Below are 16,386 nucleotides of genomic sequence, written 5' to 3'. Positions count from 1 at the left end.
CAGGTCGAGGATCTGCGCCTGCACCGTCACGTCGAGGGCCGTGGTCGGCTCGTCGGCGATGAGCAGTTCCGGGTTGCAGGCCAGCGACATCGCGATCATGGCGCGCTGGCGCATACCGCCGGAGAACTGGTGCGGGTAGTCGTCGACCCGCTGCTTGGGCTGCGGGATGCCGACCTTGCCCAGCATCTCGACGGCCCGGTCCCGGGCCTCCTTCTTCGAGGCGCCGGTGTGCTTGCGGAACGGCTCGGCGATCTGCCGGCCCACCGTGTAGTACGGCGACAGCGCGGTCAGCGAGTCCTGGAAGATCATCGCCATCTTGTTGCCACGGAGCTTCTCCATCTCGGACTCCGTGGCGGTGAGCAGTTCCTGGCCGTCCAGGAGGATCTCACCGTCGATGCTGGTGTTCTTCTTGTTGTGCAGGCCCAGCACGGTCAGGTTGGTCACCGACTTGCCGGAGCCCGATTCGCCGACGATCCCGAGCGTCTTGCCGCGCTCCAGGTCGAAGGAGAGGCCGTCCACCGCCTTGACGGCGCCGTCCTCGGTGGAGAACTGCACCCGCAGGTCGCGTACCGAGAGGAAGGCGTCGGAACCGGCCGGCGCCGGAGCGTCCTCGGTCTTGGTGAGTGTGGTCACGGGGGTTCTCCTAGGACAGACGCACGCGCGGGTCGATCACGGCGTACAGCGCGTCCACGACGACATTGCAGATGATGATGAAGGCGGCGCTCACGAGCATCACGCCCATGAGGACCGGCAGGTCCTTGTTGTTGACCGAGTCGATGGCCAGGCGGCCGAAGCCGGCGAGACCGAAGGTCAGTTCCGTGACCATGCCACCGCTGAGCAGGGCGGCGATGTCCATTCCGATGATGGTGATGATCGGGATGAGGGAGCCGCGCCAGGCGTACCGGAAGAAGACGTAGCGCGCGCTCATTCCCTTGGCGCGGGCCGCGCGGACGTGTTCTTCCTGTAGCTGCTCGATCATCGAGGAGCGCGCCATGCGGGTGTAGTTGGCCGTGAAGATGGTGGCCATGACCAGCCATGGGATCACCAGGCCCGCGAACCAGGCCCCTGGGTTCTCGGTGATCGGTGTGTACTTCGGTTTGTCCAGCCACCCCGTGCTGTACACGAAGATGCCGAGCACGATCGGACCGAGGAAGTAGATCTGGAAGGAACTCGTCACCAGCGACGCACCGCTGAAGATCTTGTCCAGCCACGTGCCACGGAAGCGGGCGGCCAGCAGACCGGCGCCGAGACCGGCGATCAGGAAGACGATCAGACCACCGATCGTCAGGGAGATGGTGAGCGGGAGACGATCCATCATCGTGTCCCACACCATCTGGTTGTTGCGGAACGAGACGCCGAAGCACGGCGCGTCGCAGTGTCCCACCGCGAAGTCACGTCCGGCGAAGATGCCGACCAGGTAGTGCCAGTACTGCAGCGGCACGGGATCATCGAGGCCGAGGTTCTTGTGAATGATGTCGAGCGCGGCCGGAGTGCAGTTCTTGCCGCACGCGAGCGTCGCCGGGTCCTGTGGGATGGCGAAGTACATGAAGAACGTGAAGGCGCTGATCAGCAGAAGGATGAGTGCTGCGCCGAACGTCCGGCGTATGAGAAATCGAAGCATCGCAAAAAGCTGCTCTCAGGACGGCGGCGGTGGGAGGCCAGGAGGGGGGTCCGGCGGCCCGGGGGTGGAGGCTCCGCCGCGCCTCCACCCCCAGGAACTGCCTTGTGCTGCTTACTTCTTGAGGTACACCGAGGTCGGGTCGGTGTAGCTCGAAACGGTCGAGTAGCGCAGGCCACCGACGTTGGAGCCGGCGATCTGGAACACCTTGGTGTAGTAGATCGGGGCGGCCGGGTTGATCTTCTCGGAGATGTACTTCGAGAGCTTCGCGTACTCAGAGGCGCGCTCGTCGGCGTCCGCGATCAGCTGGATCCGGGCGAGCTCCGAGTTCACGTGCTTGTCGTTGGTGTGCGAGTAGTTGGACGAACCGTCCTGGATCTGCGCACCGTCGAAGGACGGCGGGAAGACGGTGTTGCCGTCGGCCCAGTCCTGACCCCAACCGGTCATGTAGAGGTCAAGGCCGTTCTTGACCTTGCCCATCTGCTCGTACCAGGTGGCGTTGTCGATTTCCTTCTTCTGGATGTCCAGGCCGATCTTCTTCAGGTTGTTGACGATCAGGTTGGCCTGGGTCACACGCACCGGAGTGTTGGCGTAGGCGTAGACGAGCTTCTTGCCCTTCGCGCCGGCCTCGTCGATCAGCTTCTTCGCCTTGGCGATGTCACCGTTCGGCTTCTTGGTGCGGTCGAACGGGTCGTACGTCTTGTCGTAGCCCGGGGTGGTCGGGGACATCAGCGAGGTCGCCGCGTCACCACCGTAGGCACCGCCGTCGGCGCGGGCGGCCGAGGTGGCCGGGATCGCCAGGGCGATGGCGTCACGGATCCGCTTGTCCTTGATGCGGTCCATGTTGAAGTTCAGCTGCCACACGTACGGGGCGTAGCCCTGGATCGTGCGCTTCATCACGGCCTTGTCGGTCGTGATCTTCTGCAGCTGGGTGGCGTCGATCTGGCCGGTGAACATGATCGCGTTCTTCGCCGCGCCACGGTCCGCCAGGATCGTCTTGGTCTGGTCGTCCTTGGTGTGGTTGAACTCGATGTTGAAGCCGTCCACGTAGGCGTGGCGCATCGGGTCCGACTTCTCGTCCCAGCTGGTGTTGCGCACCAGGGAGAGGGACTTGCCCGGCTTGTACGACGCGACCTTGTACGGGCCCGTCGCGACCGGCGACTGGTCGTACTTCTGCTTCGTGTCCGTCTTCTCGGGCACGACGGAGTAGGCGGCCATGGCGAGCGCCTGCGGCACGTCGGTGTGCGCCTCGAGGAAGTGGAACGAGATCGTCTTGTCGTCCGGCGTCGCCAGGACCGAGTCGGGCAGGTGCTTGCCCTTGAACGGACCCTTGTAGGCCTCGCGGTACTTGGTGCCCGCGCCCGAGAGCCACTGCTGGATGTACGTCGGGCCGTCCGTGATGAACGGGTCGTACATGCGCTCGATGGAGTGGCGGATGTCGGCCGACGTGATGACGTGGCCGTTCTGGTCCTTGACGCCGTCCTTCAGCGTGAAGGTCCAGGTCTTGCCGCCGTCCGAGGACTTGCCCGGGTCGGTCGCGAGGTCACCGACGACCGTCTGGTTGCCCTTGTCGTCCTCCTTGTACGTGGTCAGGCCACGGAAGAGGAGCTTGGAGACGAGACCGGCGTCGGAGACGTAGATCTGACCCGGGTCCAGGTGCGAGAAGTCGCTCTCCTGGTAGACCTGGACCGTGCCGCCCTTCTTGGCACCGGAGACCGGGGCGGCGGGGCCGACCGAGTCCTGGGCGGTGCCCAGGGTGACCGGCTTGGCCTGGGACTTGGCTTCGTCCTGGGACTTGCCCGCGGGCTTGTCGCTGCTCTTGCTGCCACTGCTGCAGCCGGTCAGCGCGAGGGCGCCGACAGCCGCTGCGGCGACCGTTGCCTGCGCCGTGCGCGATCGAAGGATGCTCATGGAGTCGAGTCCACCTGCCTGTGAGTAGTGATCCTTTGGTGCTGCCTGGCGCATCCGGTTGGTCGGCCGGCGCCCGGGTGGCAGCTGCCCCCTGGGTGACGCTGGATCAGCGCCCGGTCTTGGGATCGAAGGCGTCCCGGACCGAGTCACCCAGGAGGTTGAACGCCACGAAGAAGACCACCATGGCGACACCCGGGAAGAACATGTAGGTCGGGTCCTGCTCGTAGATCTTCGCGGCGGTGGCGAACATCAAGCCCCAGTCGGGAGTGGGGTCTTGATAGCCGACGCCGACGAACGAGAGGAAGGCGACCGAGAGGATGGTGCTGGGGAGGAGATAGGTTCCCTGGACGATGATCGGCGTCACCAGGTTGGGCAGCAGCTCCTTGCGGATGATCCGCCAGGGCGAGGCGCCCGCGACCTTGGCCGCCTCGACGAACTCCCGCTCGCGCAGGGAGAGCGTGACCGCTCGCACCAGGCGGGACAGGCTCATCCAGGTGAGCATCCACATGACGCCGGTGATGGCGAGGAAGCGGATGTAGACCGGGGTCTCCTCGTCGGGAGCGACGAAGACGGTGACCACCACGGGCATGACCGCGACCATGAACAGCTGGTTGGGCAGCGCCATCATGAAGTCGGTGAACCGGCCGAGCCAGTAGTCGATCTTCCCGCCGAAGTAGCCCGCCGCCAGGCCGATGACGACGCCCAGCAGGACCATGCCGATCGTGGCGACGAGAGCGGTGTAGAGCGACGTCCGCATGCCGTACAGCAGGTACGAGAACACGTCGCGGCCGTAGTTCGGGTCGATGCCGAACCAGTGCTCGGGCGACATGCCGCCGTTGGGCCCGGCAGGCAGGTTGAACTCGTTCAGGAGCGTGGGGTCGTCCTGGCCGTAGAAGGTGTACGGGTCCTTGCCGTACAGCTTCGATATGACCGGGGCGAGCGCGGCTATCAAGAAGAACAGCAGCACGATGACGGAGGAGACGACACCCGTCTTGTCCCGCTTGAAGCGGCGCCACATCAACTGTCCGGGGCTGCGCCCTTCCAGCTTCTTCTTGGGCGCCTGCGCGTCACCCTGCGGCGCGCTGTCCTTGTCCAAGGCGGAAGAGGTCTCGGCGCCCTCAATCTCGATTGGACTCGTCATGAATTCGTCCATTTCACAGGTGTTGGAGGTCGTCGGCCGGGTATCCGGAAGATCCGACGGCCCTCGCACGGCGTACGTCATTCGAAGCGCGCGATGGGAACAACGACTGGGGTGAACCCACCCCTGGGGAACCCTGGCCCGTGGCCGGCCGTCGGCCGGTCGACGGACCGAGCCGTCAAGAGCGTTCGCGACGCTGGATCGTTGCCTCGTCCACTGCGGGGACGAGATCGAACGTGCCCGCGGGACCTACACCTGTCATCGGGGACGACGCGACCCATATGGCGCTTGTGGCACCTCGCATGGGTTCCTCCTCATGAGTCCACTTTGTTCACTACAAGTGGAGGCACATGTCACCCAGCCGACACCCCTGACGGCGAAGGTTCAAGTGCCCCAGTGTGCTCGCGAGTCGACGCTCCCCACAGCGCGTGACCCATTGACCCGAGCTCTACGCCGTCAACTATTAGCCACGCGGCCTTCGTCGACCACACTCTTTTGGTCTCGGTTCGATCACACCTGATGCGTACATCTCCCAAAATCCGGACAAACAGATCCGAGATAGAGGGACACGAAACGGACGTGTTACATATCTATCGACCACCGGTGCCCGGATACCGGACACCAGGGTGGACTTAATCACTTGCACCGGGATGGTATTTGACCCTTTGTTGAGCGAGTCCTGACGTTCGCGCCGGTCCACCCCGGTCACCCCGCGTAGACAGGGGCAGGCTAGCGGCAACGCAAAGGGCCCGGCACCCCCTTCGGGGTGCCGGGCCCAATTTGCTGCGCCTAGGAGCGCATCAGCCGTGCTTGGCGCGCGAGGCCGAGCGGCCGCGCTCCTTCTGGTCCAGGACGACCTTGCGGATGCGCACGGCCTCCGGGGTCACCTCGACGCACTCGTCGTCGCGGCAGAACTCCAGGGACTGCTCCAGGGACAGCTTGCGCGGCGGGACGATCGCCTCGAAGGAGTCCGCGGAGGCGGAGCGCATGTTGGTGAGCTTCTTCTCCTTGGTGATGTTCACGTCCATGTCGTCGGCGCGCGAGTTCTCGCCGACGATCATGCCCTCGTACACCTCGGTGCCGGGGTCGGTGAACAGCACGCCGCGCTCCTGCAGGTTCGTCATCGCGAACCCGGTGACGGCGCCGGCGCGGTCGGCGACCAGCGAGCCGTTGTTCCGGGTCGTCAGCGTGCCGAACCACGGCTCGTGGCCCTCGTGGATGGAGTGGGCGATGCCCGTGCCGCGGGTGTTCGTCAGGAACTCCGTACGGAAGCCGATGAGGCCGCGGGACGGGACGACGAACTCCATGCGGACCCAGCCGGAGCCGTGGTTCGACATGTTGTCCATGCGGCCCTTGCGGACGCCCATGAGCTGCGTGACGGCGCCCATGTGCTCCTCGGGGACGTCCACCGTGAGGCGCTCGACGGGCTCGTGGACCTTGCCGTCGACCTCCTTGGTGACGACCTGCGGCTTGCCGATGGTCAGCTCGAAGCCCTCGCGGCGCATCTGCTCGACCAGGATGGCCAGCGCCAGCTCACCGCGGCCCTGCACCTCCCAGGCGTCGGGACGCTCGGTGTCGAGGACGCGCAGCGAGACGTTACCGATCAGCTCGCGGTCGAGGCGGTCCTTGACCTGGCGGGCGGTGACCTTGCGGTCCTTGACCGCGGACTTCGCCTGCGCGCCCTTGCCGGTGCCGCCACGGCCGACGAGCGGCGAGGTGTTGGTACCGATGGTCATGGAGATGGCCGGCTGGTCGACCGTGATCAGCGGCAGCGCGATCGGGTTCTCCGGGTCGGCCAGGGTCTCGCCGATCATGATGTCGGGGATACCGGCGACGGCGCAGATGTCACCGGGGCCCGCGACCTCGGCGGGCTTGCGGGTGAGCGCCTCGGTCATGAGGAGCTCGGTGATGCGCACGTTGGAGATCGTGCCGTCCCGCTTGATCCAGGCGACCGTCTGGCCCTTGCGCAGCTCGCCCTGCTCGACGCGGAGCAGCGCGATGCGGCCGAGGAAGTTGTCGGCGTCCAGGTTCGTCACGTGCGCCTGCAGCGGCGCGGACTCGTCGAACGTCGGGGCCGGGACGCTCTCCAGGATCGTGGAGAAGAACGGCTCCAGGTTGGTGGAGTCCGCCGGGACGGTGCCGTCCTCCGGCTTCGTCAGCGAGGCGATGCCGTCACGGCCGCACGCGTAGACGATCGGGAACTCGATCTGCTCCTCGTCCGCGTCCAGGTCGAGGAAGAGGTCGTACGTCTCGTTGACGACCTCGTCGATGCGCGAGTCGGGGCGGTCCGTCTTGTTGATGCACAGGATGACCGGCAGGCGCTGCTGGAGCGCCTTGCGCAGCACGAAGCGGGTCTGCGGGAGCGGACCCTCGGAGGCGTCCACGAGCAGGACCACCGCGTCGACCATCGACAGACCGCGCTCGACCTCGCCACCGAAGTCGGCGTGGCCCGGGGTGTCGATGATGTTGATCGTGATGACGTCGCCGCCATCCTTCGGGTGGTACTTCACCGCTGTGTTCTTGGCGAGGATCGTGATGCCCTTCTCACGCTCCAGGTCATTCGAGTCCATCATGCGATCGTCGAGGGACTCGGCAGCGTGCGCGGCGAAGGAGCCGGCCTGCTTGAGCATGGCGTCGACGATGGTCGTCTTGCCGTGGTCGACGTGAGCGACGATGGCGACGTTTCGGATGTCGTGGCGCGTGGCCATATTGCGGCGTACTCCCGGAGTGAGTGGACGGCTGCGCGTACATCAGTGATACGCGCGCCCTGCCGGGCTGGACACGCCACGGCCTCACCCCATGGTACGTGGCTTGACGGGTGGGGGCGTTCCCGGGCCTCGTGGGGAGGCCTGCGGGCACCGGTCGTTCCAAGAAAACTGCAGGTCAATGGGTACAACGAACCTTGCCCGCCGGGTCGGCCGGCGGGCAAGGGAGTTGAGCTGGATCTGAGCTAAATAATCTTGACGTCAGTCACCCGAGGGCGAGGCGGAGGGCTTCGCGCCGCCGCCCGTCCTCCGGAACCCGATGTCCTCGTACTGCGGCTCCTGGAAGCCGAAGGCGCCGGCGTTGGCGAGATCCGGCCTGGCCGCCACCAGCTCGGGCCGCTGGTAGAGCGGAATCGATCCTGCAGCGGCCCAGATCTCCCCGTCCGCCTGCTTGACCAGGGACTTGGCCTCGTCCGCGTCGAGCTCGCCGATGGCCTGGTCGAAGAGCTGGTCGATGTGGTCGGTGCCGACCCGGGTGTAGTTCTGCTCGACGGTGAGCGACCCGTCCGCGGCCGGGATCGGCTTGGCGTAGATGGGACGGGCGTCGGTCGCCGGATAGGCGGAGGCCGGCCAGGAGTAGAGCGCGAGGTCGTACTCGCCGGACGCGATGTGGTCCTTGAAGTAGCTCTCGTCGTCGACCTTCATGATGTCCGTGCGGACGCCGATCTTCTGCAGCATCTGCGTGATCTTGTCCGCGACCGCGCGCAGCTGCTCGGAGCCCTCGCCCGAGGGGATCACGAAGCGCAGCGTGAGCGGCTTGCCGTCCTTGGCGAGGGCGCCCGTCGCGGCGCCGGCCGGGGCGGCGGTGCCCTTGGGGGCGTACGCGCCGGGGGCCCCGCCCTGCTTGCCGAGCCGCTTGGCGTCGTTGTGGTGCTCGGAGTGCTTCGCGGTGCCCGGGTGCTTCTTCTTCTCCTTGTCGGCCTCGCGCATCTTCATGGCGTCGGCCTGGTGCAGGAGCGCGGCGTACTGGGCGGCGGCGACCGGACCGGGGGCGAGCAGCGGGGGCGCGTGGTCGGCGGGCTTGTCGTCCTCGCCGACGATGTACGAGTCCTCGCCGTCGTCGGCGGCGTCGCTGCCGGAGTCGGCCTCGCTGCCCGCCGTCTTCGGCTTCTCCTTCTTCTCCTTGAGGGGACCGCCGGGCACCCAGCCCGCGTCGGCGAGGAGCGCCTGCGCCTCCGCGGTGTCCTGGTCGCCGAGCGCGTCGCTGTTGTCGGCGTACGCGGACTGTCCGGCCAGGGCGAGGTGGTTGTCGACGGTGTGCACCGGCAGGCCGAGCGGCTTGAGGACCGCCTCGGCGAGCTGGTTGCGGTCGAGGGCACGGGCCACGGCGCGGCGCACGCGTTCGTCCGCCAGCGGGCCCTCGGCGCCGTTCAGCGCGAGCTGGGTGTAGGCGGGTTCGAGCGACTTGCGGAGCTGGAAGCCGTGCAGGTTGGCCTGTTCCTTCGCGTACTTCTTGATGGCCTTGCGCGTCTTCTTGCGGGCGGAGATCTCCTCGTCCGCCGCCTCCTCGTCCTCGCCGTGCACGATCGCCCAGGAACGCAGCGCCTTGCCGGGGGTGAGGGCGGCGCCGGGGCCGTGCGTGAGCGGGCCCGTCGCGCCCTTGTCGCGGGCGGCGTGGGCGAGGCGGTCGGCGCCGCCCGAGTCGAGGTCGGCCAGGTCGAGGCGGTCCGCGGCGAGGGCCTCGGCCCGCTCGGAGCGCGGTACGGCGGCGAGGACCAGCTTGTCGAGCTTGGCGGGGCGGCCCCACCAGCGCGGGTTGCGCTTGAGGGTGACCTGCTTGTCGTCGCGGTCGACCTTGTCGAGGGCGAAGGGGCCGGCGGTGACCTTGAGCTTGCGGCGCGCGCCCTCGTTGAAGTTGTCCGGGGTCCCCATGACGTCCTTGGGGTACAGCGGCGAGAACAGGGCCTGCCAGTCCGCGTACGGCTTGGAGAACGTGACCCGTACCTCCAGGTCGTTCGCCCCGCGCTCGATCTTCTCGATGCGGTCGTAGCCCGCGTTGTGCGCGGTCCAGTACGCGCTGTCCTTGCCGGACAGGGCGCGCCACTGGGCGGCGAAGTCGGGCGCGCCGATCTCCCGGCCGTCGCTCCACACCGCCTGCTGGTTCAGCTTGTACAGCACGACCTGCTTCGGCTCGGTCTCGATGACCTCGGCCTTCTCCAGGTAGTCGGCGTCGCGCTGCGGGCGTCCCTGCGCGTCGAGGCGGAACATCGACGGCAGGACGGCGCCGGCGATCCGGCCGGTGCCCTGGTCGGCGTCCGCCTGGAAGGAGTTGAGGGTCGCGGGCACGGCGTCGATCGCCCAGCGCAGGGTGCCGCCGTCCTTGATCTGGTCGCGGGCGGCAGGCGCGATGTCCTGCCCGGCGGAGGGGGCGCTCGCCTCGTCGGCGGAGCCGCAGCCCGCCAGGGCGGTCGCGGCGAGCGCGCCGCTCACGAGGAACGCGGCCGAGCGGGCGGCTGCGCCTGGGCGCCTAGGGGTTCGGTGCATCTCGGCGTCTACCTCCGGTGCGGGCCGGTTCTGTCTCATTCGGCGGTATATGTCGCTGATCACATCTATTGGGCCACTGAACGCGACGAGGCCCTGCCGGGGGTTGCGACACGCGATGCCCCCGGGGAAGCCCACTCGTGCGGCCCAATCCGGGCGCCCAATGGGGGTGCGCCTCGGGGGTGCGCCTCGGGGGTGCGCCTCGGGGGTGCGCCTCGGAAGTGCCCCTTGGGGTGGGGCCGGCGGGTGCGGGTCCGGTGGGGGCTGGTCGCGCAGTTCCCCGCGCCCCCGAGAGGCGCACTGCGTGCGCCCTCCCGGGGGAGGCGCGGCGAAGCCGCATGCCTCCAGGGGCGCGGGGAACTGTGCGACCGGCCACAGACGACCCGCACCCGCCGGATCCACCCCAGGGCGCCTCCCTCAGGCGCAGGACCCCGGCGGTCCCACCCCAGGGCGCCTCCCTCAGGCGCAGGACCCCGGCGGTCCCACCCCAGGGCGCCTCCCTCAGGCGCAGGACCCCGGCGGCGCGACCTCAGGGCGCACCCCCTCAGGCGCAGGACCCCGGCGGCGCGAAACTCGGGGCGCGCACCTCGTCGCGCCGCGACAATCCGTACCGCTCCCTTCACAAACGGCAATGTGACGCGCGACACTCGCAGGCGCATGAGCATCTCCGCCGCACCAGCGGAAGTGAGGCCAAGTCATGTCCCTGAACGACGACTTGACGACGATTCAGCGCTGCGTGGACGACCTCGCGCGGACCCTGGGCCGCGTCCGACCCCAGCTCGACGGACCCGACCTGCGCCGGGTGTGCGCCGACTCCGAGCACCTGCGCGAGAGCGTGGCCCTGCTGCGCGCGTCGGCAGGGGCGCACCAGGCCCCGCCCCGCCCGGAGGGGCTCGTGCCGATTCCCGACACCCCGTACGACAGCAGCCTGTGGACGGGTACCGACGGCCTCGACGACGAGGGACTCGGCGCCGGGCACAGGCACGCCCCCTGACCCTGCGAGCGGAGGCTTCGTTGGCCACCGGCACGGAACCCACCAGTAGCGACACCGAACCCCATAGCAACCGCGGCACCGGCGTGCGAGGCCGGACGCGTGCCGCGATCAGCGCGCCCCATCTGCGCACGGACCGCTGGTGGCTGGCCCCGGCCGCGACCGCGGCGGGCCTGTTCGCGTTCATCGTCTACTCGACGTGGCGGGCCTTCGCGAACGCGGACTACTACGCGGCCCCGTACGTCTCCCCGTTCTACTCGCCGTGCCTCGCGGACAACTGCGCGCCGATGCGGCACGGGCCCAACTGGGAGCTCTTCGGGGGCTGGTGGGGGCTCTCCCCCGCCCTGCTCATCCTGATCTTCCCGCTCGGCTTCCGGCTGACCTGCTACTACTACCGCAAGGCCTACTACCGCGGCTTCTGGGCGTCGCCGCCCGCCTGCGCGGTGGCCGAGCCGCACAAGAAGTACTCCGGCGAGACGCGCTTCCCGCTGATCCTGCAGAACATCCACCGGTACTTCTTCTACGCGGCCGTCCTCGTCGCCTGCATCCTCACGTACGACACCGTGCTGTCCTTCCGCGACGAGCACTACCGGTGGGGCCACATGGGGCTCGGCACGCTGGTGTTCCTGCTCAACATCGGGCTCATCTGGACGTACACGCTCTCCTGCCACTCGTGCAGGCACATCGTCGGCGGCCGCCTGAAGCACTTCTCGAAGCATCCGGTGCGCTATCGCCTCTGGGGCTGGGTAGGGAAACTGAATGCCCGTCACATGTTGCTGGCCTGGGCCTCGTTGGTGAGTGTGGCGCTCGCCGACTTCTACGTGTACCTGGTCGCGTCCGGTGCCTTCGACGATCCGAGGTTCTTCTGATGAATGCGGTGGAGCGGCAGCAGTGGGACGTTGTCGTGGTGGGCGCGGGCGGCGCCGGGCTGCGGGCCGCGATCGAGGCGCGCGAGCGGGGTGCGCGTACCGCGGTGATCTGCAAGTCCCTGTTCGGCAAGGCCCATACGGTGATGGCGGAGGGCGGCATCGCGGCCGCCATGGGCAACGTGAACTCCGGGGACAACTGGCAGGTCCACTTCCGCGACACGCTGCGGGGCGGCAAGTTCCTCAACCAGTGGCGGATGGCGGAGCTGCACGCGCAGGAAGCCCCGGACCGGGTCTGGGAGCTGGAGACCTGGGGCGCCCTGTTCGACCGCACGCGCGACGGCCGGATCTCCCAGCGCAACTTCGGCGGGCACGAGTACCCGCGCCTCGCGCACGTCGGTGACCGTACCGGCCTCGAACTCATCCGTACCCTCCAGCAGAAGATCGTCCAGCTCCAGCAGCAGGACAAGGAGGAGTTCGGCGACTACGAGGCGCGGCTGAAGGTCTTTCAGGAGTGCACCGTCACACGGGTGTTGAAGGACGACGCGGGGCGGGTCTCGGGCTCCTTCTGCTACCAGCGCGAGAGCGGGCGCTTCTTCGTGCTCGAAGCGCCGAGCGTGGTGCTGGCGACCGGCGGCATCGGCAAGTCGTTCAAGGTGACGTCGAACTCGTGGGAGTACACCGGCGACGGGCACGCGCTGGCGCTGCTCGCGGGTGCCCCGCTGCTGAACATGGAGTTCGTGCAGTTCCACCCGACGGGGATGGTCTGGCCGCCGTCGGTGAAGGGGATCCTCGTCACCGAGTCCGTGCGCGGAGACGGCGGGGTGCTCAAGAACTCCGAGGGCAAGCGGTTCATGTTCGACTACATCCCCGACGTCTTCAAGGAGAAGTACGCGGAGTCGGAGGAGGAGGGCGACCGCTGGTACGAGGACCCGGACCACAACCGGCGCCCGCCCGAGCTGCTCCCCCGGGACGAGGTGGCGCGCGCCATCAACTCCGAGGTGAAGGCGGGCCGGGGCTCGCCGCACGGCGGGGTCTTCCTGGACGTGTCCTCGCGCATGCCCGCCGACGTGATCCGGCGCCGACTGCCGTCCATGTACCACCAGTTCAAGGAGCTGGCCGACGTCGACATCACGGCGGAAGCCATGGAGGTCGGGCCGACCTGTCACTACGTGATGGGCGGCATCGCCGTCGACTCCGACACGGCGGCGGCCCGCGGCGTGCCCGGTCTGTACGCGGCCGGTGAGGTGGCCGGCGGGATGCACGGCTCTAACCGGCTCGGCGGCAACTCGCTCTCCGACCTGCTGGTGTTCGGGCGGCGGGCCGGCCTGCACGCGGCGGCGTACGCGGCGGAGCTGACGGACCGGCCGTCCGTCGCCGACACGCAGATCGACGGCGCCGCCGCCGAGGCGCTACGGCCCTTCTCGGCGGAGGGCCAGGAGGAGGGCACGGTCCCCGAGAACCCGTACACCCTGCACCAGGAGCTCCAGCAGACGATGAACGACCTGGTGGGCATCATCCGCCGCGAGGGCGAGATGGAGCAGGCGCTGCGCAAGCTCGCCGATCTGCGGGTGCGGGCGCGGCGGGCCGGGGTCGAGGGCCACCGGCAGTTCAACCCGGGCTGGCACCTCGCGCTCGACCTGCGCAACATGCTGCTGGTCAGCGAGTGCGTCGCGCGGGCCGCCCTGGAGCGTACGGAGTCGCGCGGCGGCCACACCCGCGAGGACCACCCGGTCATGGACCGGGAGTGGCGGCGGGCGAACCTGCTGTGCCAACTGCGGGACCCGACAGGGGGGTTGGCGGCGACCGACCCGGTCCGCGGCCAGATCGACCTCACCCGCGAGACCACCGAACCCATCCGCCCCGACCTGCTCGCCCTCTTCGAGAAGGAGGAGCTGGTGAAGTACCTGGCCGAAGAGGAGCTGTACGAGTGAGCGACGCGTATGAGGCCCACTTCAAGGTGTGGCGCGGGGACACCGGCGGCGGCGGTCTGGAGGACTTCGAGGTCGAGGTGAACGAGGGCGAGGTCGTCCTCGACATCATCCACCGGCTGCAGGCGACCCAGGCCCCCGACCTGGCCGTGCGGTGGAACTGCAAGGCGGGCAAGTGCGGTTCGTGTTCGGCCGAGATCAACGGCCGTCCGCGGCTGATGTGCATGACGCGCATGTCGGTCTTCACGCCGCAGGACGTCATCACGGTGACACCGCTGCGGGCCTTCCCCGTCGTACGGGATCTCGTCACCGACGTCGGGTTCAACTACACGAAGGCACGGGAGGTCCCTGCCTTCGTGCCGCCTGCCGGTGTCGGGCCCGGCGAGTACCGGATGATGCAGGAGGACGTCGACCGCTCGCAGGAGTTCCGCAAGTGCATCGAGTGCTTCCTGTGCCAGGACACCTGCCATGTGGTGCGCGACCACGAGGAGAACAAGACCGCTTTCGCGGGGCCGCGGTTCCTGATGCGCGTCGCGGAGCTGGACATGCACCCGCTGGACGCGGCCGCCGAGGGCGGGCTCGACCGCAAGACGACCGCCCAGGACGAACACGGCCTCGGCTACTGCAACATCACCAAGTGCTGCACGGAGGTGTGCCCCGAGGGCATCAAGATCACGGACAACGCGCTGATCCCCCTGAAGGAACGCGCCGCCGACCGCAAGTACGACCCGGTGGTGTGGCTGGGGAACAAGATCCGGCGCAGGACGTCGTCGTAGCCGGGTCCTCGTAGCCGGGTCCTCGTAGCCGGGTCCTCGTAGCCGGGGCGGGCATGTGATCCGCGCCTGCCGGACCGCGGTGCATACGGAGGGTGACGACGCGGGCTCGCCCGGCCCGAGGCCCTGGCACCGGCCACTGGGGCTGCCCGCGTGCGGGCAGCCCCGACACCCGCACGGTCGAGGCGGGGCGCTCGCTCCCTTTCCGGTGACGCGCAGCGGTGACCTGCGCCGCGGGCGGGGCCGCGACCGGGGCACACCACCGTGCCCCGGTCGCGGCACCCTCCGACCGGACATACGCTCCGAAACGTGCCCCCGTCCGAGATACCTCGCCCGGTACAGATAGCCGTGCGGACGGCCGCAGCCGCGCTGCTCGCGCTGGTCTGGCTGCTGCTGCCCGCCGCATCCGCCCGCGCCGACGACCCGGTCACCCTCTCCCGCACGGGCCAGATCACCGACAAGGTGGGCGCCCTCGGGGACCGCGAGGACGCCGTCGCCTCCGCGCTCGGCGATCTCGACGACGCACGCGGCATCCAGCTCTTCGTCACCTATGTGCGGGACTTCTCCGGCCGCTCCGCGCAGGACTGGGCCAACGCCACGGCCGACAAGAACGGCCTCGGCCTCAACGACGTACTCCTCGCCGTCGCCACGCACGACCGGCAGTACGCGTTCTCCGTCGACCAGGACTCCCGGCTCAGCGACGCCCAGATCCAGGAGATCGCGGGCACCGCGGTCGAGCCGGCGCTGCGCAAGAACGACTGGGCGGGAGCCGGGATCGGGGCCGCCGACGGCATCGGCGCCGTCGTCGCCGGGCAGCCCGTGCCGACGCCGGCCATCACGCCGGGCGACGCGGACCCCGGCGCGAGCGGCGCCGACGACGGGAGCGGCACCGGTGACCTGGTGCTCCCGGTCATCGCCGTCGGCGGGGCAGGCGCCCTGGCCGCGTACTCGTACACCCGCCGCAAGAAGCGCGTGAACAACCGCACGACCCCCGGTGGCGGCTGGGGGAAGCAGTCCCCGCCGCTGACCCCGCTGCCCGAGCTGGACAAGCAGGCCAAGCACCTGCTCGTGGAGATCGACGACGCGATCCGCACCAGTACCGAGGAACTCGGCTTCGCCACCGCCCAGTTCGGGGAGGAGGCGACCGTGCCGTTCCAGGAGGCGCTCGCGTACGCGCAGACGGAACTGACGGCGGCGTTCAAGATCCGCCAGCAGCTCGACGACGCGTTCCCCGAGGACGACGCGACGAAGCGGCGGATGCTGGAGGAGATCGTCAGCCGGTGCACCGAGGCCGGGCGGCGGCTCGACAAGGAGTCCGGCGACTTCGACCGGCTGCGCGCCCTGGAGCAGACGGCGCCCGAGGCGCTCGCGAACGCCGAGCGCACCTTCCGCGAACTGGCGGCGCGCACCAGCGGCGCGCAGGACACCTTGAAGGAGCTCGGCACCCGGTACGCGCCGTCCGCCCTGCTGCCCGTCGCGGGCCACATCGAGCAGGCCAAGGACCGGCTGGTGTTCGCCACGACGCACCTCAACCAGGCCAGGCAGTCCGTCGACGCCGGGGAGAACGGCAAGGCCGCCGTCCATCTGCGGGCCGCCGAGGGCGCCGTCGACCAGGCCGGCACGTTCACCGCCGCGATCGAGCGTCTGGCCGGCGAACTCGCCGAGGCCACGGACAAGCTGCCCGCCGCGCTCACCGAGTCCGAGACGGACCTCGCGGACGCGCGCGGCCTGCTCGAAGGCACCGCCGAGGGCGTCTCCACGGCCGATCTGCGGGGCCGGATCGCCCGCGCCGAGTCCGTGCTCGCCGACGTGCGCAAGGAGATCGCCGCGGGCCCCTACGACCCGATCGACGCGCTGCGGCGCGTGGAGGAGGCCGACGCGGCGCTCGACGAGTCGCTCGCGGCGGCACGGG

General features: G+C 69.0%; 11 protein-coding genes. 5 read left to right on the top strand and 6 right to left on the bottom strand.

The window, feature by feature from the left end; genetic code table 11:
* The 6 genes from G3I40_RS24850 to G3I40_RS24825 all read right to left on the bottom strand — a co-directional run.
* Positions 1 to 633, bottom strand: a 633-nt coding sequence (locus G3I40_RS24850; RefSeq protein WP_164304346.1) for an ABC transporter ATP-binding protein, incomplete at its 3' end; no start/stop codon positions are given.
* Between the two features lie 10 nt (positions 634 to 643).
* A complete protein-coding gene (locus G3I40_RS24845) occupies positions 644 to 1,621 on the bottom strand; it encodes an ABC transporter permease (protein WP_164304345.1) in 978 nt (325 codons plus the stop codon).
* 111 nt (positions 1,622 to 1,732) lie between these two features.
* Entirely contained in the window at positions 1,733 to 3,529 is a 1,797-nt protein-coding gene (locus G3I40_RS24840) for an ABC transporter substrate-binding protein (protein WP_164304344.1), read from the bottom strand.
* Positions 3,530 to 3,635: 106 nt separating this feature from the next.
* On the bottom strand, positions 3,636 to 4,670 hold the full coding sequence (locus G3I40_RS24835) for an ABC transporter permease (RefSeq protein WP_164304343.1): 1,035 nt from the start codon (positions 4,668 to 4,670) through the stop codon (positions 3,636 to 3,638).
* 797 nt (positions 4,671 to 5,467) lie between these two features.
* Complete coding sequence (typA, locus tag G3I40_RS24830) at positions 5,468 to 7,375, bottom strand: translational GTPase TypA (RefSeq protein WP_164304342.1); 1,908 nt, start codon at positions 7,373 to 7,375, stop codon at positions 5,468 to 5,470.
* 258 nt (positions 7,376 to 7,633) lie between these two features.
* On the bottom strand, positions 7,634 to 9,916 hold the full coding sequence (locus G3I40_RS24825; RefSeq protein WP_164304341.1) for an ABC transporter family substrate-binding protein: 2,283 nt from the start codon (positions 9,914 to 9,916) through the stop codon (positions 7,634 to 7,636).
* A 694-nt stretch (positions 9,917 to 10,610) separates the two neighbouring features.
* Between G3I40_RS24825 and G3I40_RS24820 the strand changes: the two genes are divergently transcribed.
* The 5 genes from G3I40_RS24820 to G3I40_RS24800 all read left to right on the top strand — a co-directional run.
* On the top strand, positions 10,611 to 10,907 hold the full coding sequence (locus G3I40_RS24820; RefSeq protein WP_164304340.1) for a hypothetical protein: 297 nt from the start codon (positions 10,611 to 10,613) through the stop codon (positions 10,905 to 10,907).
* 20 nt (positions 10,908 to 10,927) lie between these two features.
* Positions 10,928 to 11,773, top strand: a complete 846-nt coding sequence (locus G3I40_RS24815; protein ID WP_164304339.1) for a hypothetical protein — start codon at positions 10,928 to 10,930, stop codon at positions 11,771 to 11,773.
* A complete protein-coding gene (locus G3I40_RS24810) occupies positions 11,773 to 13,704 on the top strand; it encodes a fumarate reductase/succinate dehydrogenase flavoprotein subunit (RefSeq protein ID WP_164304338.1) in 1,932 nt (643 codons plus the stop codon). Before G3I40_RS24815 ends, G3I40_RS24810 begins: the two co-directional genes overlap by 1 nt.
* The gene (locus G3I40_RS24805) at positions 13,701 to 14,477 is read left to right on the top strand and encodes a succinate dehydrogenase/fumarate reductase iron-sulfur subunit (protein ID WP_164304337.1); all 777 of its coding nucleotides are present in this window, start codon (positions 13,701 to 13,703) and stop codon (positions 14,475 to 14,477) included. Before G3I40_RS24810 ends, G3I40_RS24805 begins: the two co-directional genes overlap by 4 nt.
* Positions 14,478 to 14,783: 306 nt before the next feature.
* Positions 14,784 to 16,386, top strand: a 1,603-nt coding sequence (locus tag G3I40_RS24800) for a TPM domain-containing protein (RefSeq protein WP_343245013.1), incomplete at its 3' end; no start/stop codon positions are given.

Origin of the sequence: Streptomyces sp. SID14478, from assembly GCF_010548525.1 — a bacterium.
Taxonomy (GTDB): Bacteria; Actinomycetota; Actinomycetes; order Streptomycetales; family Streptomycetaceae; genus Streptomyces.
This window is presented reverse-complemented; position numbering and strand designations above follow the sequence as displayed.

Bases quoted from the DNA above. Each gene is read 5' to 3' on its own strand.
- G3I40_RS24820 (WP_164304340.1), top strand. From the start codon at position 10,611: ATGTCCCTGAACGACGACTTGACGACGATTCAGCGCTGCGTGGACGAC.
- typA (WP_164304342.1), bottom strand. From the start codon at position 7,375: ATGGCCACGCGCCACGACATCCGAAACGTCGCCATCGTCGCTCACGTC.
- G3I40_RS24840 (WP_164304344.1), bottom strand. From the start codon at position 3,529: ATGAGCATCCTTCGATCGCGCACGGCGCAGGCAACGGTCGCCGCAGCG.
- G3I40_RS24835 (WP_164304343.1), bottom strand. From the start codon at position 4,670: ATGACGAGTCCAATCGAGATTGAGGGCGCCGAGACCTCTTCCGCCTTG.
- G3I40_RS24825 (WP_164304341.1), bottom strand. From the start codon at position 9,916: ATGCACCGAACCCCTAGGCGCCCAGGCGCAGCCGCCCGCTCGGCCGCG.
- G3I40_RS24810 (WP_164304338.1), top strand. From the start codon at position 11,773: ATGAATGCGGTGGAGCGGCAGCAGTGGGACGTTGTCGTGGTGGGCGCG.
- G3I40_RS24845 (WP_164304345.1), bottom strand. From the start codon at position 1,621: ATGCTTCGATTTCTCATACGCCGGACGTTCGGCGCAGCACTCATCCTT.